This window comes from Cohnella silvisoli, assembly GCF_021190915.1.
Classification (GTDB): Bacteria; Bacillota; Bacilli; order Paenibacillales; family Paenibacillaceae; genus Cohnella; species Cohnella silvisoli.
Window position 1 is genome coordinate 445,689 of sequence record NZ_JAIOAP010000002.1, and the last position, 19,533, is coordinate 465,221.

Annotated in this window: 24 protein-coding genes; all 24 read right to left on the minus strand. The window is 51.9% G+C overall.

Annotated elements, in window-relative coordinates; genetic code table 11:
* Nucleotides 1–89: 89 nt before the first annotated feature.
* The gene (recN, locus tag K7P76_RS05685) at nt 90–1,775 is read right to left on the minus strand and encodes a DNA repair protein RecN (protein WP_232184179.1); all 1,686 of its coding nucleotides are present in this window, start codon (nt 1,773–1,775) and stop codon (nt 90–92) included.
* A gap of 30 nt (nt 1,776–1,805) precedes the next feature.
* Entirely contained in the window at nt 1,806–2,255 is a 450-nt protein-coding gene (gene ahrC, locus K7P76_RS05690; protein WP_232184180.1) for a transcriptional regulator AhrC/ArgR, read from the minus strand.
* On the minus strand, nt 2,255–2,719 hold the full coding sequence (locus K7P76_RS05695) for a hypothetical protein (protein ID WP_232184181.1): 465 nt from the start codon (nt 2,717–2,719) through the stop codon (nt 2,255–2,257). The genes ahrC and K7P76_RS05695 overlap by 1 nt, the downstream gene beginning before the upstream one ends.
* A 205-nt stretch (nt 2,720–2,924) precedes the next feature.
* On the minus strand, nt 2,925–3,776 hold the full coding sequence (locus tag K7P76_RS05700) for a TlyA family RNA methyltransferase (RefSeq protein ID WP_232184182.1): 852 nt from the start codon (nt 3,774–3,776) through the stop codon (nt 2,925–2,927).
* Nucleotides 3,776–5,671: a 1-deoxy-D-xylulose-5-phosphate synthase gene (dxs, locus tag K7P76_RS05705; protein ID WP_232184183.1), complete on the minus strand. Its 1,896-nt coding sequence runs from the start codon at nt 5,669–5,671 to the stop codon at nt 3,776–3,778. The genes K7P76_RS05700 and dxs overlap by 1 nt, the downstream gene beginning before the upstream one ends.
* 94 nt (nt 5,672–5,765) lie before the next feature.
* Nucleotides 5,766–6,647, minus strand: coding sequence for a polyprenyl synthetase family protein (locus K7P76_RS05710; protein ID WP_232184474.1), 882 nt, complete (start codon nt 6,645–6,647; stop codon nt 5,766–5,768).
* Nucleotides 6,648–6,679: 32 nt separating this feature from the next.
* Entirely contained in the window at nt 6,680–6,976 is a 297-nt protein-coding gene (gene xseB, locus K7P76_RS05715; protein ID WP_232184184.1) for an exodeoxyribonuclease VII small subunit, read from the minus strand.
* Nucleotides 6,969–8,330 (minus strand): exodeoxyribonuclease VII large subunit, encoded by a 1,362-nt coding sequence (gene xseA, locus K7P76_RS05720; protein WP_232184185.1) that lies wholly within the window; start codon nt 8,328–8,330, stop codon nt 6,969–6,971. The genes xseB and xseA overlap by 8 nt, the downstream gene beginning before the upstream one ends.
* A 14-nt stretch (nt 8,331–8,344) precedes the next feature.
* Nucleotides 8,345–9,196 carry a bifunctional methylenetetrahydrofolate dehydrogenase/methenyltetrahydrofolate cyclohydrolase FolD gene (gene folD / locus K7P76_RS05725; RefSeq protein WP_232184186.1) on the minus strand — a complete coding sequence of 284 codons (852 nt, stop codon included), beginning with the start codon at nt 9,194–9,196 and terminating at the stop codon, nt 8,345–8,347.
* Entirely contained in the window at nt 9,193–9,654 is a 462-nt protein-coding gene (nusB, locus tag K7P76_RS05730; protein ID WP_232184187.1) for a transcription antitermination factor NusB, read from the minus strand. The genes folD and nusB overlap by 4 nt, the downstream gene beginning before the upstream one ends.
* A gap of 148 nt (nt 9,655–9,802) precedes the next feature.
* Entirely contained in the window at nt 9,803–10,033 is a 231-nt protein-coding gene (locus tag K7P76_RS05735; RefSeq protein WP_232184188.1) for a DUF2273 domain-containing protein, read from the minus strand.
* 14 nt (nt 10,034–10,047) lie between these two features.
* Nucleotides 10,048–10,611, minus strand: coding sequence for an alkaline shock response membrane anchor protein AmaP (gene amaP / locus K7P76_RS05740; RefSeq protein WP_232184189.1), 564 nt, complete (start codon nt 10,609–10,611; stop codon nt 10,048–10,050).
* Nucleotides 10,612–10,764: 153 nt separating this feature from the next.
* Nucleotides 10,765–11,172, minus strand: a complete 408-nt coding sequence (locus K7P76_RS05745; RefSeq protein WP_232184190.1) for an Asp23/Gls24 family envelope stress response protein — start codon at nt 11,170–11,172, stop codon at nt 10,765–10,767.
* A gap of 113 nt (nt 11,173–11,285) precedes the next feature.
* On the minus strand, nt 11,286–12,671 hold the full coding sequence (gene accC / locus K7P76_RS05750; RefSeq protein ID WP_232184192.1) for an acetyl-CoA carboxylase biotin carboxylase subunit: 1,386 nt from the start codon (nt 12,669–12,671) through the stop codon (nt 11,286–11,288).
* Nucleotides 12,672–12,690: 19 nt separating this feature from the next.
* On the minus strand, nt 12,691–13,170 hold the full coding sequence (gene accB / locus K7P76_RS05755) for an acetyl-CoA carboxylase biotin carboxyl carrier protein (RefSeq protein ID WP_232184194.1): 480 nt from the start codon (nt 13,168–13,170) through the stop codon (nt 12,691–12,693).
* Between the two features lie 257 nt (nt 13,171–13,427).
* Nucleotides 13,428–14,111 carry a SpoIIIAH-like family protein gene (locus K7P76_RS05760; RefSeq protein ID WP_232184195.1) on the minus strand — a complete coding sequence of 228 codons (684 nt, stop codon included), beginning with the start codon at nt 14,109–14,111 and terminating at the stop codon, nt 13,428–13,430.
* A gap of 53 nt (nt 14,112–14,164) precedes the next feature.
* Nucleotides 14,165–14,812, minus strand: coding sequence for a stage III sporulation protein AG (gene spoIIIAG, locus K7P76_RS05765; RefSeq protein WP_232184196.1), 648 nt, complete (start codon nt 14,810–14,812; stop codon nt 14,165–14,167).
* 16 nt (nt 14,813–14,828) lie between these two features.
* A complete protein-coding gene (spoIIIAF, locus tag K7P76_RS05770; RefSeq protein ID WP_232184197.1) occupies nt 14,829–15,566 on the minus strand; it encodes a stage III sporulation protein AF in 738 nt (245 codons plus the stop codon).
* A 19-nt stretch (nt 15,567–15,585) separates the two neighbouring features.
* Nucleotides 15,586–16,830, minus strand: a complete 1,245-nt coding sequence (spoIIIAE, locus tag K7P76_RS05775) for a stage III sporulation protein AE (protein WP_232184198.1) — start codon at nt 16,828–16,830, stop codon at nt 15,586–15,588.
* Between the two features lie 25 nt (nt 16,831–16,855).
* Complete coding sequence (spoIIIAD, locus tag K7P76_RS05780; protein WP_232184199.1) at nt 16,856–17,245, minus strand: stage III sporulation protein AD; 390 nt, start codon at nt 17,243–17,245, stop codon at nt 16,856–16,858.
* 9 nt (nt 17,246–17,254) lie between these two features.
* Nucleotides 17,255–17,458: a stage III sporulation protein AC gene (gene spoIIIAC, locus K7P76_RS05785; RefSeq protein ID WP_232184200.1), complete on the minus strand. Its 204-nt coding sequence runs from the start codon at nt 17,456–17,458 to the stop codon at nt 17,255–17,257.
* A gap of 30 nt (nt 17,459–17,488) precedes the next feature.
* Nucleotides 17,489–18,016, minus strand: coding sequence for a stage III sporulation protein SpoIIIAB (gene spoIIIAB / locus K7P76_RS05790; RefSeq protein WP_232184475.1), 528 nt, complete (start codon nt 18,014–18,016; stop codon nt 17,489–17,491).
* Nucleotides 18,009–19,148, minus strand: a complete 1,140-nt coding sequence (gene spoIIIAA, locus K7P76_RS05795; protein ID WP_232184201.1) for a stage III sporulation protein AA — start codon at nt 19,146–19,148, stop codon at nt 18,009–18,011. Before spoIIIAA ends, spoIIIAB begins: the two co-directional genes overlap by 8 nt.
* A gap of 100 nt (nt 19,149–19,248) precedes the next feature.
* A complete protein-coding gene (locus K7P76_RS05800) occupies nt 19,249–19,512 on the minus strand; it encodes a YqhV family protein (RefSeq protein WP_232184202.1) in 264 nt (87 codons plus the stop codon).
* Between the last annotated feature and the right edge of the window lie 21 nt (nt 19,513–19,533).

Sequence of the window (19,533 nt, forward strand, 5' to 3'; positions counted from 1 at the left end):
ATTTCGCCGATAACGTACCTATAAGGTAACCGCGAGTCCCTTCTTTTATGTTCTCAAAAAGCTTCCTTTTAGTTTGTTTTTTCGCGCCGTTACGCGTTTTTTTGACGCTGGGCCAAAGTAAGCATTTCTTGTGCGTGATGGCGGGTTTTTTCCGTTACTTCCACCCCGCCCAACATCCTTGCCAGTTCTTCAATTCTTTGGACTTGAGTCAACTCCGTTACGGACGTTTGCGTACGCTCTTGGCCGGTTACCTGCTTGTAAATTTCGTATTGATGATCCGCCATGCAAGCAACCTGCGGAAGATGCGTAATCGCGAATACTTGGCAATGACGAGATAATAACGACAGCTTCTCGGCGACGGCTTGAGCCGCTCTCCCGCTTACTCCCGTATCCACTTCATCGAACACCAGTACAGGAATTTCATCGATTTGGGCGAATATCGCTTTAAGCGCAAGCATAACACGCGACATTTCCCCGCCCGATGCGATCTTGGCAAGCGGCTTTGGCGGTTCGCCAGTGTTCGTGGATAAAATAAACTCGGCGGTATCCGCGCCTGAATTCGTTAGCGCTGTAGTCCCGAGCTTAACCTCGAATACGGATCTATCCATCTGCAGATGAGTTAACTCTTGCTCGATTTGACGGGACAGCTGCCGAGAAGAAGCCCGACGGATAGCGGTCAATTTCTCCGCTCTCGCCTGCAGCTCGCTTTGAAGCAATTCCTCTTGTGCTGCCAATTCCCGCAGCAAGTCGTCTCTGTTCTCAAGCTGATCCGCTTCCGTCTTGATCCGGATATGATAATCGATAATTTCTTCGGTTGTTTCCCCATATTTCCGCTTCAAGCCATGCAGCAAATCAAGCCTCTGCTCGATCTGAGCGAGCCTCTTCGGATTAAACTCAATGCCTTCTTTATAATCGCGTAATTGAAACGAGCTATCCTCAATGCCATAATAAGCCGATTGCAATTGCTCGACGAGCGGCTGCAAAATAGCTGGATCGACCGATACGATATCTTGCAGCCTTGTTAAGGCACGTGATATCGCTGACAAGCCTTTACTGCCATATAGGAGATCGTAGGCCTCCGTTACAGCCTCCGTGAGCTTCTCGGCATGAGTTAGTTTGCGCCTTTCATCGGCAAGAGATTCATCTTCTCCCGGTTTTAGCCTTGCCGCTTCGATCTCCTCGATTTGGAAGCGGTATAGATCGAGCATTTGCATGCCTTGACGGGATTTCTCCTCCAACTCGCGACGCTCTCGGCTAACCGTTTGGAATTGTTGATATAGGAGGCGATACGCCGCTTTCTCTTCTTGAATTTCTTCCCCGGCGAACAGATCGAGCCACTCCAGATGCCGCTCCGTTCGAAGCAATGATTGATGCTCATGCTGTCCATGAATATTCACGAGATGCTCCCCGACTTCCCTGAGCATCGTAAGCGTAACTGCTTGCCCGTTAATGCGCGCGGATGACTTGCCTTGGGAAAGAATTTCTCGACGGATGAGCAAAGTTTCTTCGGAATCCGCCTCGATACCAAGGCGTTTAAGCGTCTCCCAAACGGGATGCTGGCGCGGCAAATCAAAGACGGCTTCAATATCTGCCCGGTCGCAGCCATGACGGATCATCTCCGCCGAACCTCGCCCTCCGGCCGTTAAAGTTAAAGCATCGATAACAATGGATTTGCCTGCGCCGGTTTCTCCGGTAAGTACGTGGAATCCGGGATGAAAGGTCACTGTAACATTCTCGATAACCGCCAAGTTGTGAATGGTTAATTCCCGAAGCATAAGATGCCTCCTTGCTTTTCTCGAATGTAGTTATTGCATCATGTCGTGAATGCGCACCAATACGTCTTCCCCATGACTTCTCGTTTTACTGATAAGCAGCATGGTATCATCCCCGCCGATCGTTCCGATGACTTCAGGCCAATCCATACCGTCGATCAGCGCCGCGATCGTACCCGCCGTACCCGGCAAACACTTAAGAACGATTAAATTTTCCGCGGCTTCGGCTCCTACGAAGTGATCCAACAATGCCCGCTTAAGCTTATGAGCCGGGTTATAACGTTGATCTTGCGGCATGGAATACTTGTAACGCCCATCTTCGAGCGGCACCTTAATCAATTGCATTTCTTTTATATCGCGTGATACTGTTGCTTGCGTGACCTGCATGCCTTCCAAGCTCAGAACATCCACAAGCTCTTCCTGCGTCTCGATTTCTCTTGATCCGATTAACTCGCGAATTTTCCGTTGCCGTTGCCCTTTCATTACTCGCCATCCCCCACTTTGAATCGTACTGTTCTCAATTGTTGGCTGTCGAACTCCACGATTACGATGCCTTCGCAATCCGGAAACAACAAAATGAATAAGAGAAATTTATCGCGAAGCCCATTCGTCGTCCAATCGGTCGGTTGGCCCGACCGTTCCGATTTCACCAAATAATATTTGTCTTCCTTGGATACCAAATAATCAAAATACGGGTATGTACTCTTAACAGGACCGTCATCCAATATTACTCCAAGCGGTATACGGTGTTTACCCGTCAGCACCTCGTAACCATGCTCCTGCAGCAATATAACCGTATCGTCTTGCTCAACCCCTCCCGCGAGCGCGAGTTTCCTTAGCCTAGATCCCGGAGGCTCATGAAGCCAATGGTCGAAACGCCTTAGCAACCACCATATCATGATTCCGGCAGCAGCTATAATAATGATCCAATCCCCAAACCTCTCCACGTGCTGACCTCCTCGGTCATTCCAGTAACGGAGGAAAGAATATGTTGATCGGACATGATGTTGACGCTCTCTTTCCTTTCGCGATTCATCCCTGATTATCCTCTTTGCAAGCAAAAACCCGAAGCAGGCCAGTCCGATCCGGTTCGTTTCTCCGGCCGTTCTTCGGCAGCTCCGGGCACAACCGGGCAATTACTTTTATTTATTGTTACTGGCTTCGACGAAAAGTTAAAGCCGCTTCATCTACGGTATCTTTAATAAGCTTGGACAAATCAACAGCGACGAATTCCGGCAATGCGGTCGCTTGTTCCGACAATCGCCAGTAAGCGAGAAATTCGATATTCCCTTCCCCGCCGGTTATCGGAGAGTAAGTAAGCCCCTTTAGCTCAAAACCAAACTCGTTCGCATTCGTCAGTACTTCGCGCAATACGCTGGCATGGATCGCCGAATCCCGAATTACGCCTGATTTGCCGACATGTTCTCTTCCTGCCTCGAATTGCGGCTTTATAAGCGCGACGGTGTAGCCGCCTCGCTCCAATAAACCCGCGAGAACCGGCAAAATAAGTTTTAAGGAGATAAACGATACATCGATCGTCGCAAACCCCGGCCTAGGCCCATCCAATTGCTCTAATGTCATATGCCGGAAGTTCGTCCGCTCGAGCACTTGCACGCGCTTGTCCTGCCGCAAGGACCAATCTAACTGGTTGTAGCCAACATCGACAGCATACACCCGGGACGCCCCATTCTGCAAGGCGCAGTCGGTAAAACCCCCGGTCGATGCGCCGATGTCCAACATGACGGCATTCTGCAAATCCAAGCCGAAATGTTTGATCGCCTTCTCAAGCTTTAATCCGCCTCGGCTTACATAGGGATGAAGCGCGCCTTTGACCATTATTGCCGCGTCGCGAGACACTTTCGTGCCTGCTTTGTCGACGCGCTCTGTCCCTACGAGCACCAAACCGGCCATGATCGCCGCCTTGGCTTTTTCCCTGCTTTCGTAATAACCAAGCTCAAGCAGCAGTACATCCAGCCGCTCTTTCGTTGCAGTCGTCTTCTCCATTAAGTGGCCCTTTGCCTTTTCCGTACCGGAAGCGATGCCAGCTGTTTAGCGATTGCATCAGCCGTCAGACCGCTTTCCGCGCGTTGTTCCTTGATCGTGGCATGCTCGACGAAAATATCGGGAACGCCGGCAATATGGATGGACACTGGCTGTATCCCTTTTAACGTATAAAACTCTAGAACGGCGCTTCCTAAACCGCCTAGGACCGCCCCTTCTTCAATAACCATTAACGGGATCCGTTCCTTGGCCATCGCAAGCAGCATTTTTTCGTCCAACGGTTTGACGAATCTGGCATTAACGACGCGAACGTTAATTCCTTCGCGTTTCAATAATTCGGCCGCTTCCTCGGCAACTTGAACCATCGGTCCGATTGCCAATACCGCCGCGTAATCTCCCTCGCGTACCGTTTCCCAAGTACCGATCTCGATCGGAGTCATTACGTCATCAAATGCGGCACCGGTTCCGGATATACGTGGATAACGAACTGCGATTGGACCATCGTCATAGTTAATTGCCGTCTTCAGCATATTTCTTAATTCGTTCTCGTCTTTCGGCATCATAATCGCCATATTAGGGATATGCCTTAGAAAAGCGATATCGTAAACGCCTTGATGGGTTTCACCGTCGGCACCGACGAATCCAGCCCGGTCGATGGCGAAGATGACATTCAGATTCTGCCGGCAAATATCATGCACGACTTGGTCGTAAGCACGCTGCAAGAAAGTGGAGTATACCGCGAAAACCGGCTTCATCCCTTCCATGGCAAGCGCCGCCGACATCGTAGCCGCATGCTGTTCGGCAATCCCCACATCGAACATTCTGTCGGGGAATTTCTCAGCGAACTTCAACAAACCTGAGCCGCCGGGCATCGCAGGCGTTACCGCGATTATCCGTTTATCTTGCTCGGCAAGCTCAATCAAGGTGTTGCCGAATACCTCGGTGTACATCGGAGGACCGACAGGTTTGACCACTTGACCGGATTCGATCTTGTACGAGCCCGTTATTCCATGCCACTTATGAGAATCGGCTTCCGCGGGGGAATAGCCTTTTCCTTTCACGGTCAATACATGAACGAGAACGGGACCGTCCACGTTGTCGGCTTGTTTGAATGCCTCGATTAATTTGTTAATATCATGGCCGTCTACGGGGCCGAAATATTTCAGACCGAATTCCTCGAACAGCATTCCGTCTGGCGCGACGAGGTATTTCAGGCTGTCTTTCACCCGATCGGCCGTACGTGCGAGTTTCCCGCCGATGGCCGGAACTTTGCGAAGCAGCCAATCGAGCTCGTCTTTTGCTTTGCGATATATTTTCTCGGATCTAACTTTTCCTAAATAATTATGAATCGCGCCTACGTTAGGAGCGATGGACATTTCGTTATCGTTAAGCACGACCATCAAATTGCGTTTCTCATGGCCGATATGGTTCAACGCTTCAAGCGCCATGCCGCCCGTAAGCGCACCATCGCCGATGATGGCAATTACCTTGTTCGCTTCACCTTTAAGATCGCGCGCCAAAGCCATCCCCATCGCTGCGGACAAAGAGGTACTGCTATGTCCGGCTTCCCATACGTCGTGCTCGCTTTCGTTGCGCTTAACGAATCCGCACAATCCGTTTTTCTGCCTTAAGGTGTCGAAACGTTCTTTGCGCCCGGTTAACATCTTATGCACGTAGGCTTGGTGTCCAACGTCGAAGATGAATTTATCTTGCGGGCTGTTATACAAATAATGCAACGCCAGCGTAAGCTCCACAACGCCTAAATTCGGCGCAAGATGGCCTCCGGTAGCAGATAATTTCTGAATTAAGAAGTGACGAATCTCTTCCGCCAACTGAGGAAGCTCGGGTAACGTTAATTTCTTTAAGTCGGTAGGACTGTCGATATGCTCGAGCAGCAAGTATTGTTCCCCGCTTTCCCCAAAAGGATATTACCGCTATTATACCATATCCCCAAACAATGCCCAAACAATAACCGTGGAGGGTTGTCTAGGGTTAATGATCTCTGTTCAGCAAATATTCGGCGATTCCGATTAAGGGTTCAGGTTTTGCCAACCCCGCCTGCAGCAGTGTCTCATTCGCTTCTCTGGTTAGCTCGGCGACGCGTTTGCGACTTTCATCCAATCCAAGTAAATACGGATAGGTCACTTTCTCTTGTCGTTCATCGCTTTTGACCGGTTTGCCCAGCTTCGCTTCGTTGCCGGTTAGGTCAAGAATGTCATCTTGGATTTGAAATGCAAGGCCGACGTTTCGACCGAATAACCCATATGCGTGAAGCTGTTTATCGTCGGCTTCCGCCGCATGCCCGCCCGCTCTAAGCGAGAACGCGATTAGATCGCTTGTCTTATGCAAATGGATATTTTCCAACTGCTCAAGGGAAGTTAATCCTTGTTCGCCCAACATGTCATCGACTTGTCCGCCGACCATGCCCGTAGGGCCCGCGTATCTAGAAAGCTCCCCAACAACAGCCAAAACCCGCTCCGCGGGTACTCCCCTTGAAGCGGCTTGAGCCGCAACGTGAAAGGCATGCGTTAACAACCCATCACCGGCCAAGATCGCCATCGCTTCGCCGAACACTTTATGATTCGTTTGACGGCCGCGACGGAAGTCATCGTTATCCATCGCCGGCAAATCGTCGTGGATAAGCGAATAGGTATGGATCATTTCCACCGCGCAGGCGAATAACATAGCCCTATCTGCTGCTGTTTCTTGGCCAGCCACGGCTTCCGCCGCTGCAAGAACGAGAATGGGTCGCAAACGTTTACCGCCTGCAAGAAGCGAATAATTCATCGCCTCGCTCAGCGTCCCCGGTATTGCCCAGTCCATTGGAAATACCGACTGCAAAGCCGCTTCCACTTTTTCGCGCTGCAGTTGCATATATGTGTTGAGCTCAACTGAAGTTATCACGACTATACCCCTTTATCTCCGGACGCTTCTTCTTTCGACGCCGTGAATGGCTTGCGCTGCATTCCGCCTTCGCCTTCCACCAGCATCTCGATCCGACGTTCCACCTGCTCTAGCTTCTGTCCGCATAATTTGGAGAGAGACATGCCTTCCTGGAACAGCTCGATAGCCGTTTCCAGCGGTACATCCCCGCTTTCCAGCTTGACGACGATCGCTTCCAGCGTTTCCATCGCTTGTTCGAAAGAAATCGCGGGAACGCCGGTTTCCTTCGCAGAGTTGTCAATCGAGCCGTTCTTAGCCATTTGATTGCTCCTCCCCATGAATACCCCATATTTGACAATCCAATTTACCGTCGGCTAAACGCACATGAATCAGATCGCCAGGTTGGACTTCGTTAATTGTGCGAATAAGCATTTTCTCTTGCTCGTCGTAGACAAGACTGTATCCGCGCGCCATCACTTTAAGCGGGCTCAGAGCATCTAAATGGCGGACGATCGAACCGAATTGGCTTTGACGTTGACGTACGATTCCGCCCATAGCCAATTCCAGTCCCCGCGTGGCGGAAGTGATGCGTTTGCGAGCAAATGCAGCCTGTTGACTGGGGTTAACCGCATTCAGCCTTCCGCTTAAGCGAGAGAGTCTTTCTTTCGCCCTTGCATGCCCGGCAATCATCCGGTACTGAAGCGTATCGCGCAGCCGATCAAGCCGCTCGGCTTGGACGAGCAGACTGCGTCTCGGTTGCGTAAAATAAGGCGACCTCGCCGCATGCTGCCAACGCTCTCTCGCTCTGCCGAGCATAAAGCTTAGCGATTTCGCCATTTTCTGCTCAAGATGAACAAGTCCTTGCTTTAATTCCCCGGTATGCCGGACAGCAATTTCGGCTGCTGCCGTCGGTGTCGGTGCCCGCAAGTCCGCGGCAAAATCGGAAATCGTGAAGTCAGTCTCGTGTCCGACCGCTGAGATGACGGGTATCGCGGATGCTCGAACCGCCCTCGCCACCGCTTCTTCATTAAATGCCCAAAGCTCCTCCAAGGAACCGCCGCCTCGGCCAACAATGAGCAAGTCGACCTCAGCCATTCTATTCATCGACTGAATCGCTTTAACGATTGAAGGTGCCGCATTAGCCCCTTGTACGGATACGGGATATAACAATACGTTAACGGTTGGATTCCGGCGTTCAAGAGTGATAAGTATGTCCCGCACGGCTGCTCCGGTCGGCGAAGTGATGACGCCTATCGTGCGTGGAAAGCGCGGAATAGATCGTTTGATTTCCTCGCGGAACAAACCTTCCAACTCTAGCTTTTTCTTTAGTTGCTCGAACGCGAGATAGAGACTTCCGATACCGTCCGGCTGCATTGCCGTTGCGTAGAATTGATATTGCCCGTCTCTTTCGTATACAGAGATGCCTCCGCGAGCCAACACTTTCATCCCGTCCTTAGGGGCAAAAGGAAGCCGTTGGTTGTAGGAGGCAAACATGATGCATTTGAGTCTTGAGCCTTCGTCCTTCAGCGTAAAATACATATGCCCGCTGGAATGGAAGGTGAAATTGGAAATTTCGCCTCGCAGCCAGATGTCTTGGAGCCCGGAGTCGCCTTCAAGTTTCATCTTAATGAGGCGGTTGATATCGCGTATGCTTATCGCGCGTGCCGGTTCCATCGATTGGCTCCTTTCTACTCGTGAGCCCGCTTCGCGGACTTCAAGGTGTTAGCCATCAGCATCGTGATGGTCATCGGTCCGACTCCGCCCGGAACGGGAGTTACCCAACCGGCTACATCGAGCACATCGTCATAATCGACATCGCCGCACAATTTGCCATCGGGCAAACGATTGACCCCGACATCGATGACGACGGCTCCCGGCTTAACCCAATCCTTTTTCACTAGCTTCGGAATGCCCACGGCGACGACGAGAATGTCCGCTTGTCGTGCCATCTCCTCAATGTTCTGGGTACGGGAATGACAGATCGTAACCGTTGCATTTTCCCTAAGAAGCAGCATCGCCACGGGTTTGCCTACGATATTGCTTCTTCCGATAACGACCGCATGTTTGCCGGCAGGATGGTTTCCCGTCCTCTTAAGCAACTCGATAACGCCGGATGGGGTACATGGCAGCAACGCGTCATCGCCGATCATCAGGTTGCCGACGTTCTCCGGATGGAATCCGTCTACGTCTTTCTCAACCGAAATCGCATCGATGATCGCCTTCTCTTCGATATGCTTCGGAAGAGGTAGCTGCACGAGTATGCCATTGATATTCTCTTGCGTGTTATATTTCTTAATCAGCTCTAATAGCTCGTCCTGCGTCGTCTCTGCAGGAACTCTGACGACCTCGGAATAATACCCGAGCTGCTCGCAGGCTTTGGCTTTGTTTCTCACGTACACTTGGGAAGCCGGATCTTCCCCGACTAGAATAACGACAAGACCCGGCGTAATGCCCTTAGACTTAAACGTCTCAACCTCATGCAGCAATTCTTGGCGAATCGAATCCGAAATACTTTTTCCGTAAATGATTTGTGCGCTCATTGCTTGTCATCCCCCTGCGGCTGGTTTTCTTCTCTCTCCCGCAACATCCGTCCAAGAACCCCGTTTACGAATTTCCCGTTCTCTTCCAAGCCGAAATGTTTGGCGAGTTCAATCGCTTCGTTAATTACGACCTTAGGCGGAACATCTTGACGATACGTCAGTTCGAAAACGGCGAGTCGCAGAATTTGCCGATCCACCCGTGACAGCCGATCCACCTGCCACCCCGTTAAATACACGACGAGGCTCTGATCGATAAGATCCTTCTTATCTTGTATTCCTCGCACCAAATCGCGCGTAAAGCTATCAATGCTCGCCAATTCGGCGACATCCGCGCCTATTTCGTTGTCTTGACGGGCTTCTTCCATCACAATGTCGACAGCCTCGTCGCCGGTTACCCCGTTCATCTCTATCTGGTACAAGCTTTGTACCACGATTTCCCTAGCCAGTCTGCGTTTCATGAGTCCTCCCGAATGTGCCTAATCGTCCTAACCTAATACTGTAGTATGGTGCTACAAAAAACAAAAAAACCCATGAGTTTCTTTTCCATCGGAAACTGCGAAGCAAGTAGCTCCGCCGTCCCTGCCTGGGCAAGAACATTCACAGGGATTATCGCGACCAAGGCCAGCGGTCCGACACCCAATCCGTCAGTCTTTCCCACGGAAAAAGCGGTCCCCGCCGTTCGTCCTTATGCTTTCCAATCCAATATCCGATGCCAATGAGCAAAGCGCAGAACAGCATGTCCCAGAAACCGCTAATTAAATAAATAATGCCGAATAAGAGGCCCGCCGCAACTCCGGCGATTCTTCCACCGAAGGTTTCCCACCAAACTTTCCACATAGGTGGTTCTCCCCCTATTCTACACGGCTCTTAAAGGTAGTTGGTGCATGGGTCACGTTCGCGATGAAGACGGATACCTCCGCAACCGGAATACCGGTAGCCTCTTCGATCTGCTGAGAAACCGTGCGCTGCATTTCTTCGGACAATGTTGGAATGGAGCCTTCTCCATCTACGAAAGCCCGAATAAGAATTTCCAGCCCGGATTCCGCGACTCTCACGCGAGCGCGCAAATCTTTAACTCCGCGCGTCCGGGATGCCGCTTTAAGCGCCAAATTCTCAACCGTTTCCACCGAGATACGAATGTCGCCATGGTCGGTCCGTTGGTTAATGGACGGAGCGGAGCTGCCATCGCGACGGACGGAAAGAATAAAAAATCTCAAACTGATGAGCAAGATGAGAATTGCCGCTCCGATAACGGAAGCTTGCACGATTTTTACTTCGCCCGAAAAATCTGAAACGACTTCCTTCATCCAACTCTGCGAGAATCCGCCGCTTGCGGCGATAATAGCCACGATGGATGCGGCTCCGATCGCCACGCTGTACAAAAACAACAATAGCCTGTCCAAAATTTTAATCAACGTAAGAGCCCTCCCTGTTCCCTGATAGGTAAATGTCCCCCAGTTGCGAAAAGACCTCTGCGAGATTTCCCTGAAGGAAAGTTCTCGTCAGAGGGCCATCGTCGCAACCGCAGGTTGTTCCGTTACCGCGGAAATCAGGTTGCGGTCACGTCATTATCGGACACGTACATGGGTATCTTCTTCTTCGGGCTTATCGCCCGTTTTGAAATGAACGTCGTGTATATGAACGTTTACTTCTACTACATTAAGTCCGGTCATCGTCTCGATCGAGCGTTTGACGTTACGTTGAATTTCCGTTGAAATTTCCGGAATCCGGCGTCCGTATTGAACAATAATCGATACGTCCACAGCGGCTTCGCGTTGTCCGACTTCCACTTTCACGCCTTTAGACAAATTCTTGCGTCCCAGCAACTCGGCAATACCGGCCGAAATCCCGCCGCTCATTCCTGCCACGCCTTCGATTTCCACTGTCGCCAAGCCGGCTATTACTTCGATGACTTCCGGGGCGATTTCAATGGTGCCCATATCCGTCCGTTCGTAATCCGGGGCTATCGTTTCCATGCGTAGTTCCACCTCCACATACCCGGAACAAATCTGAGTAAGTCCGAGCATTCGCCTTCACTACTTATAAATATAGCATTCCCGGATAATTATGACAAACGCTTGGCCCGAAATTATATCGAGAATTCGTTGTCGGTTGACGATTCGTCATCCCCGTTAATGTCGTGCTCTTCGAGAAACTTAATATCGAACGTGCCTTTGTTGAAAATCGGGTGGTTCATCAGCTTCAAATGGAAAGGAATCGTTGTCTTAACTCCTTCGACCATAAATTCGTTCAAAGCCCGACGCGCTCTAGCAATCGCTTCATGGCGCGTAGGCGCCCATACGATCAGCTTCGCAATCATAGAGTCGTAATGGGGAGAGATCACATATTGCGGATAAGCCGCGCTATCAACGCGAACTCCCGGACCTCCCGGCGGCAAATAAAAACCGATTCGTCCGGCTGAAGGCATGAAATTACGCTCGGAATCTTCCGCGTTGATCCGGCACTCGATAGCCCAGCCTTCGAACTTCACGTCTTCCTGCTTAAAGGAAAGCGGCGCTCCTTCGGCAATGGCGATCATCTCTTTGATCAAGTCGATGCCCGTAATCATTTCCGTTACGGGGTGCTCCACCTGAATACGGGTGTTCATCTCCATGAAGTAAAATTGACCGTCCGGACCGAGCAAATACTCAATGGTACCCGCACCGGAATAATTCACCGCGCGAGCCGCTCTTACCGAAGCTTGACCCATACGTTCTCGCAGCGCGGGCGTCATGACGGAGCATGGCGCTTCCTCTACGAGCTTCTGACGACGGCGTTGCACGGAGCAGTCCCGCTCGCCTAAGTGAGCTACGTTACCGTGCTTGTCGGCGATAATCTGGATTTCTACGTGTTTCATGCCCGTTAAATACTTCTCAAGATATACGCCCGCGTTGCCGAAAGCTTTCTCCGCTTCCTGCTGCGCGGTCGTAATCTCGCGAATAAGCATTTCTTCATTCTCAGCGAGCCGAATTCCGCGACCGCCGCCGCCCGCCGTCGCTTTGATAATGACGGGGTAGCCGATTTCGCGAGCTACGCGAATTGCCTCGTCCAAGTCTTCAACTAATCCGTCCGAGCCTGGAATGACGGGAACGTCGGCATCCTTCATCGTTTGCTTGGCGACCGATTTGTCGCCCATCCGGCTAATCGCTACCGAAGAAGGACCGATGAAGCTAATATTGCAAGTTTCGCAGATATCCGCGAAATCGGCATTTTCGGAAAGGAATCCGTATCCCGGATGGATCGCGTCACAATCCGTTAAGGTCGCAACGCTCATAATATTCGTTAAGTTCAAATAACTGTCCTTGGACGCAGTCGGTCCGATACAATACGCTTCATCCGCCAAACGAACGTGCAGCGATTCCCGGTCGGCTTCGGAGTAAACCGCTACCGCGGTTATTCCCAGCTCCCGGCATGCGCGGATAATTCTTACCGCGATTTCGCCGCGATTGGCCACCAAAATCTTATTAAATTTCAAAGTGAAATCCTCCTCGGGATTATTCCGGCTTCACTAGGAACAGCGGTTGGCCGAATTCGACGAGCTGTCCGTTCTCCACGAGAATGTCCACGATCTCGCCCTTCACTTCCGCTTCCAAAGGATTCATCAGTTTCATCGCTTCCAAGATGCATACAACCGTTTTGTCGGATACTTTGTCTCCGATGTTAACGAATGAAGACGCATCCGGCGATGGAGAACGATAAAAGGTGCCTACCATCGGAGATACGATGCGGTGAAGGTGGGAATTGTCAGCCGCTGCCGTTTTCGCTTCCGGTTGGGAAGCAACTGGTGCGGCTTGAGCTGTCGGTGCAGTTGGCAGGTATGTATGAGAAAGGGGGGCGGTTTGCACGTTAACGATTTCAGTGCGACCCGGTTTGCGGATTGCCAATCGCATACCTTCGTTCTCAATTTCCAATTCATGTACTGAGGTTTGGTCTACCAGTTTGATCAATTCTTTAATTTCGCTTAGCTTAAACATGTCGGTCACTCCTTGATTCGGGTTTCCCCGTTAAAGAAAGCCTGTTCGTTCCCACAACGGAACTATTATACCACAATCGGATGAATTGAAAAGAGTACCGTCCCGATGGAACAAGGCTTGCGCTTCGACAATGACATCTCGATGAGAAATCACCTTAATTGCGACACGTTAGATTCTAGCACAACTGAATAAAAAACAAGGAGCCATCCGCGAAGTAGAATGTCGCTCTACTCGTGGATAAGCTCCTAGTTACGGCATTATTGAACGTATTGTACGGTTACTTTATCAGGAGTAACATTTAACTCTTTGGTTGCCAATTCGATGATGCCGACCGCTTGTTTTTTCTCCAGCTTATCGCTCAGAACGATGACCTTGAAGTTCGTATCCTCCTCGGACACGACCGCGTTATCGAAGTCCTGGAGCAATTTCTCCTGCAAGCTCGTAATCCGCTCATCCGTATCCTGAAGTCGGCTCAGCTCTTCGGCCGCAGTGATCGCTTCCTCTTGGCTGACTTTCGTGTTGGCGATGATCGCGTTGAGATCTTCCGATTTTTTACTGATGCTTTCCCGCTGATCCAGCAGCTTCTGTTCGAGCAATTGGTTGCCCTTCTGATTCGTCAGCCCCTTCAATACCGCTTCATCATCCTTGGAACCGCTCGAGGTTTCCTTATCCGTACCGCTGGCATCTCCGGAAGCGATATCGGTTACGGCTCCGTCTTTCTGCGTTCCTGCCAAGCTGTCCGTACTCTGGTCCACTTCCGTAACCTCTACGTCATTCGGATTCGTCGTCGATACTTTGCCGGCATTCAGAATATCCGTTTGCTGCGTTTTGCTTGCATTGTCGGTACGAGGCGCGTCTTCGGTAAAGAGATAGTAGGCCGATAAAATAACCATCAAGCTCAGCATCGATACCAACCAAATGGTTTGGCGTTTGTTATTCATTGTTCGATTCCTCCCGGGATTGTAAAATTGGGCTTGCTTTCCGACTCGCTCGATCAAGTTTTGCGCGGCACGACGGAAATCCGATGGATCGGCACGTCGAGTCCGCGGGATACCGCTTCGGCTATGAGCCTGTGGACCGTCTGATTCTCGGAGCCCTTCGCTACGATAAGAACTCCCCGAATTCGAGGTTTCAGCTTCTTAACGACGATAGGCGACTGGCTGCCCGACACCTCGTACAACACGACCTGGCCGTCCTTCGTAATGTCGGTGATATGCCGGCTCGCACCGTTGCGGTCGGTTTCTTCGGTAATTTGCGACATCGTTTTCTCGTTCAGCTGCACGACGGTTTCCTCCGTTGAATCGACCGTAACCATGACGTCCGCCGTACCTACCCCGACTATCCTTTCAAGCAAATCCTTCAACCGGCCTTCGATCTCGGATTCAATGTCCGTAAAGGAATTGCCCTTGTTATCCCCGCTGCCTAGGAAGGTTTCTTGCTGGGGGATATCTTCGTCGCGCGGCGGGGACAGATTCGGATCTTTCTCGGGATCGACCGTCTTGACGTTCATCAGGGAGGCCGCGAGCACCATGGCGGCGCCGATCAATCCGATCAGCACTAGCCACCGGAATGCTTTGACCCTGCGCGGTCCGCCCGAACCTCCGCCGATGAACGATTCCAGCTGCTGCAGCCATTTAGCCACATCGCACCTCCCCTGGTCAGTTAGAGTTTGCCGTATCCGCAGCCACAGGCGTTTTCACTTCAACGATGCTAGCCGCAAACCCGAAGCGACTTGCGATAAGCGCGGATATCCGCAAGCGAGCTTCGCGCTCCGGATTTAGTTCCTTCTCATTCACTGAGTTTCCTTCGACTTTCGGTGTAGCCGACACCTCGTGATCGTCGCTAGGCCAGCTATCCACCTTGATCTGGATATCGACGTCCGCGATCGGATCCACTTCCTTTGCAGCAGAGCGTACGCGGCTGCTTTCGCCGCCTACCTGTTCGGGCTCCAGGAGAACAATCACTTTGGCAACCGCCAAGGAACCGTCATTGCCCCGCTCCAGAACGACGTCCACTTTGCGCACGCCGCGTTTCTCGCTTTGCTCCACCTCGCTGCGAATGGCGGATTCCAGTCTTGCCGACACCAAGTCGGCAGCTTGGATATTTTGCTTATCGCGCAGCTTGGCTCCTTCTTTCTCGATCATCGCCAATTGTTCTGCCCCTTCTTGCGGCGTTCGTTCAACCGCATCGAGGCCTTCGGCAAGCTTAGTCGTGAAGTCGCCTTTCATCCAGTGCATGATCGGCGTCGCTACGGTCATCAGAATAAAAAGTCCCGCAACCAGCCGTACGTACCTCTGCATCGTGCGATTCGGCAGCAGCATATCGATGAGCGAAGCAAGCAAGATGACGGCGATAATTTGGCGAAGCCAGTGGGACAGCCCCTCCATTAACCCCATCGGGCGCCCACCTCCCTTGTCAGCGAATCATGAGCGCGGCATTGCCTGCGGTCAATATAATCGTTACAGCCAAGAAAAACATCAATCCAACCGAAGCCAATGCCGCGAAAACATAGATTAGCGTCTTGCCTATCGTCTGCAAGCAGTGGACGATCGGAGTATCTCCTAACGGCTGCATGATCGCGCCGGCTAGGTTATAGATTAGCGCAAGCGCCAATATCTTAATTGCCGGAAAAGCGCAAAGAAACAATAAAACGATGACCCCGGTGAGCCCGACCGCGTTTTTGACGAGAAGGCTGGCCGACATGACGGTATCCGCGGCATCCGAGAACATCTTGCCTACGACGGGAACGAAATTACCGGTTACGAATTTGGCTGTTCTAAGCGCCACTCCGTCGGTAACGGCACCGGTTGCCCCTTGCACCGACAGCACTCCGAGGAATACCGTCAGCAGAATGCCTAGAACGCCGATCCCGACGTTCCTAAGCAAGTTCGCCAGCTGGGTCACTTTATAGCGATCGGTAATCGCGCTGACCAAATGCAGAACCGCCGAGAAGAACAGCAACGGGAAAACGACGAGGTGAATGAACGTTCCTACCGTATGGATCATGAATACGATCAGCGGATGCAGCACCGCTACGGAAGCGACTCCTCCCGTGCCCGCAAGCAATGTAAGCAATAGCGGCACCATCGCGAGCATGAATTGCACCATGCTCTGGATCGCGTCACCCGCATAAGAAGTCGCCGTGCGGAAACTATTTACCGCCAATATGATCAGCACCATGTAGGCGATGCCATAAGCGACTTTGCCGACCGCATTGCGCTCGAATGCGCTTTGCATCGTCTCAAGCAGCATCGTGAACACCGTAAGCAACACGATGGTTACCAGGAGTTTGCCGCTATACAGCACCTCGTGGAGGAAAAACCGGGCAATTCCGCCAAATGCCTGTCCGACGCTCCATTGCTTCCCTTCGGGAAACATCAATTGGCGCAATTCGGGCAGTTTTCCTTCCGGAAAATAACCGCCGTATTCGGTTTTCAGATCATTCCAATACTTCTGAATTTGCCTCACATCGACGGCTTCGCTCTGCTGCTTGGCCAAGTCGCCCGATAGATTGCCTTGCGCCATCGTTCCCGACTCCGTCGCCGTTTTATCGGGGATTCTCGAATCTGCGTATACGAGGGAATCTCCCATCGGAAGAAAGAACATTAGCATAAACAGCAGGATCATTAGCTGTCTCTCTATTCCCGTCTGTCGAAGCATGTTCTCCCTCCGTCCGCGATGCCAGTCAAGCCGGCAGCAAATTCAGCACCGTTTCGACGATGACGCTGATGATGGGCACCGCCATGACCAGAATAAGCATTTTACCGGCAAATTCGATTTTGGAAGCGATGCTTTCGAGTCCGGCGTCCCTTACGATTTGCGCCCCGAACTCCGCGACGTAGGCGATCCCGATAATTTTCAACATCGTCTTGAGATAAACTGTTGGAATACCCGAACGCGCCGCAAGCTCTTCCAGCACGGTGATCACGTTGTCGATCTTCCCCACGAAAGCCAGGAAAATGGCAACCCCGACGAACGAGGCTAACAAATAGGCGAACATCGGCTTTTGTTCCCGGATGACAAGAATTAATACGGTCGCTAGAAACCCGATTCCGACGATCTGGAGAATGTCCACCCGCTTCACCTACTGGAACAGGAAAATCGTCTTGATTTCCTGAAATAAATCGTTGAGCATCCTCACGACCATGAATAAAACGACGACGAACCCGATTAAAGTAACCCAATGCGCCATATCTTCCTTGCCCATCTGCTTCAACACCGTATGAATCATCGCCACGATGATGCCGATACCGGCGATTTGGAATATGGTGCTGACGTCGATGTTCATCGTTATGGCCCCCAGTACTAATCCCCAATCTTAAACCATCAGAATGACGACCAAGGCGGCGCCTAACATTCCAAGGCTGCGGCTTAGCTTCTCATATCGTTGCTGATCGTCCCTAGCGGTCGATTCTTCGGCCTGCAATTGAATCATTGCCAGCCGGATATGCTTGAGTTGATCTTCGCGTCCGCTGCCGCCGAGCGTTGCGCCAAGCCTGAGCATCGCTTCTTTTTCCGCGTTTTTCATCGCCGTCGAAGGCCAATGAGCAAGCACGGCGTTTTCCCAGCATTCCCGTACGGTCTCGCCCGAGCCGGCGGATTCTATGGATAGCGACTTGGAAATGGTTGCGAAGAGAGCGGTCAAAGGCTGCTGCATCATCCCGGATATTCGTAGTAACGCTTCCGGCAAAGGGGTTTGACCGTAGCTGATCTCCGTTTCCAAACGCTGCAGGGCATGAAGCAGTTGGCGAATCTGCCGCGGTCGAGCGGCAAATCGGGCTGCCTGCACAAAACCTATCATCGTACCGGCGAACAATACGAGAAGTATTCCGACGAATTTAATCATCATCGTTCCCTCTTGCAGCCGTTAAGTCCGGCGATCGAATCGCTGGCATCGGCCGAGCCTTGACGGTTACGAGCGCAGGCGAGGGGGTGACGACGCTTGCGACCGGAAGCGCGGTTCCCCACGGCGCATCCCTCGGAGTCGCTCCGATTGTACGGCTGTATCGGCGAGAGGTTTCCTGAACCGCCTCCTCGGCAGATACGATTCGGTGCTCCACCTTCCCTCCAACTCGTGAAAGCAGCACATAGTTGCCGAATACTCCGTCCGCGGCGAGTTTTGCCAGTACAGGTCTTGCAAATACATCCGATAAATCGGAGGCGTGCGCGGTGGCCAATACCCGAACGCCTGCATGAATAGCTTCATTTAAGGCTTCCGCGTCCTCAGGACGGCCGATTTCGTCGACCACGATCACTTCCGGAGATAACGATCTCAACATCATCATGATGCCTTCGGCCTTCGGACACGCATCTAATACGTCGCAGCGGGGGCCTAGGTCGAAGGTCGGAACGCCTCTTTCGCTTGCGGCTATTTCCGATCGTTCATCGACGATTCCAACCTTACGGCTTCCCCAATCGAGCGCTCCGGGATGACACCATTCCCCCGAGCTGATACAACGTGCTATATCCCGAATTAGCGTTGTTTTCCCTTGCTGGGGCGGAGAGACGATTAAGGTGTGGCGTATCGTTCTCGATTTGAAATCCAACAAGCCAGGCAATACCTGAGCGCCGAATCCGATACGAGCTCTTGCCATGCGCACGTTAAAACCTGCGATATCCCGCAGGTGAGAAACGAGACCTTTGTCCAGTACCGTTCGTCCCGCCAAACCGATGCGATGTCCGCCCGGCACCGTGACGTAGCCTCTGCGCAGCTCTTCTTCCACCGCATAGACCGAGTGGTTCGTTACCCGCTCGAGCAGCGCGCGGCATTGTTCCTTGCTCGGTACATAAGCCGCCCGAAATTCATCGGTTAACGTCCCATCCTCCCGAACGAATGAAAACCGGCTTCCATAACTAATTTCAAGCGGCCTATTTTCACGTATGCGGATCTCTTCCAACGACTCCATGACGAACGCCGGCAATTGCTCCAGCACATGACGCAAGGAAGTCGGGAACAGCTCCATTAAAGGTTGCGGCACCTACGCCCCCCCCTTTCCGCCAGAAGTTGTCCTTTGCTGATTCATATTTATGCTTGGACCGTCGGAATATGCCTGCTTGACCGAAAGACGGAATCGTAAGCTACTTTCTCAGGATGCCGATTAACAAACAACCCACCCCTGCCATAATCCAAACGAATTTGACCGGAGAAAGCTTGTCCGACAAGCCGACAAGCCCGATCGCAGTGGTGGAAATAAGCACAAGCGGACCGACTAAAGCCAGCATGGAGTTAACCGCCAACGCTTTCTGCACATCATTCAACCGAAGCATGACGATTGCTGCCGTTAATTCAATACTGCCGGACAGTATACGAAGCATCGCCATGCTGAAAGCCGCTTTATCCATTTGATCTCCTCCCCCATCCAA

Coding starts and splice junctions, on each gene's coding strand:
- nusB (WP_232184187.1), bottom strand. CDS start 9,654: ATGAAACGCAGACTGGCTAGGGAAATCGTGGTACAAAGCTTGTACCAG.
- xseA (WP_232184185.1), bottom strand. CDS start 8,330: ATGGAACCGGCACGCGCGATAAGCATACGCGATATCAACCGCCTCATT.
- K7P76_RS05710 (WP_232184474.1), bottom strand. CDS start 6,647: ATGCAACTGCAGCGCGAAAAAGTGGAAGCGGCTTTGCAGTCGGTATTT.
- spoIIIAC (WP_232184200.1), bottom strand. CDS start 17,458: ATGAACATCGACGTCAGCACCATATTCCAAATCGCCGGTATCGGCATC.
- accB (WP_232184194.1), bottom strand. CDS start 13,170: ATGTTTAAGCTAAGCGAAATTAAAGAATTGATCAAACTGGTAGACCAA.
- K7P76_RS05735 (WP_232184188.1), bottom strand. CDS start 10,033: ATGTGGAAAGTTTGGTGGGAAACCTTCGGTGGAAGAATCGCCGGAGTT.
- folD (WP_232184186.1), bottom strand. CDS start 9,196: ATGAGCGCACAAATCATTTACGGAAAAAGTATTTCGGATTCGATTCGC.
- spoIIIAF (WP_232184197.1), bottom strand. CDS start 15,566: ATGGGGTTAATGGAGGGGCTGTCCCACTGGCTTCGCCAAATTATCGCC.
- K7P76_RS05700 (WP_232184182.1), bottom strand. CDS start 3,776: ATGGAGAAGACGACTGCAACGAAAGAGCGGCTGGATGTACTGCTGCTT.
- K7P76_RS05800 (WP_232184202.1), bottom strand. CDS start 19,512: ATGGATAAAGCGGCTTTCAGCATGGCGATGCTTCGTATACTGTCCGGC.
- ahrC (WP_232184180.1), bottom strand. CDS start 2,255: ATGAAAGGGCAACGGCAACGGAAAATTCGCGAGTTAATCGGATCAAGA.
- spoIIIAB (WP_232184475.1), bottom strand. CDS start 18,016: ATGATTAAATTCGTCGGAATACTTCTCGTATTGTTCGCCGGTACGATG.
- K7P76_RS05760 (WP_232184195.1), bottom strand. CDS start 14,111: ATGAATAACAAACGCCAAACCATTTGGTTGGTATCGATGCTGAGCTTG.
- spoIIIAE (WP_232184198.1), bottom strand. CDS start 16,830: ATGCTTCGACAGACGGGAATAGAGAGACAGCTAATGATCCTGCTGTTT.
- recN (WP_232184179.1), bottom strand. CDS start 1,775: ATGCTTCGGGAATTAACCATTCACAACTTGGCGGTTATCGAGAATGTT.
- xseB (WP_232184184.1), bottom strand. CDS start 6,976: ATGGCTAAGAACGGCTCGATTGACAACTCTGCGAAGGAAACCGGCGTT.
- K7P76_RS05745 (WP_232184190.1), bottom strand. CDS start 11,172: ATGGAAACGATAGCCCCGGATTACGAACGGACGGATATGGGCACCATT.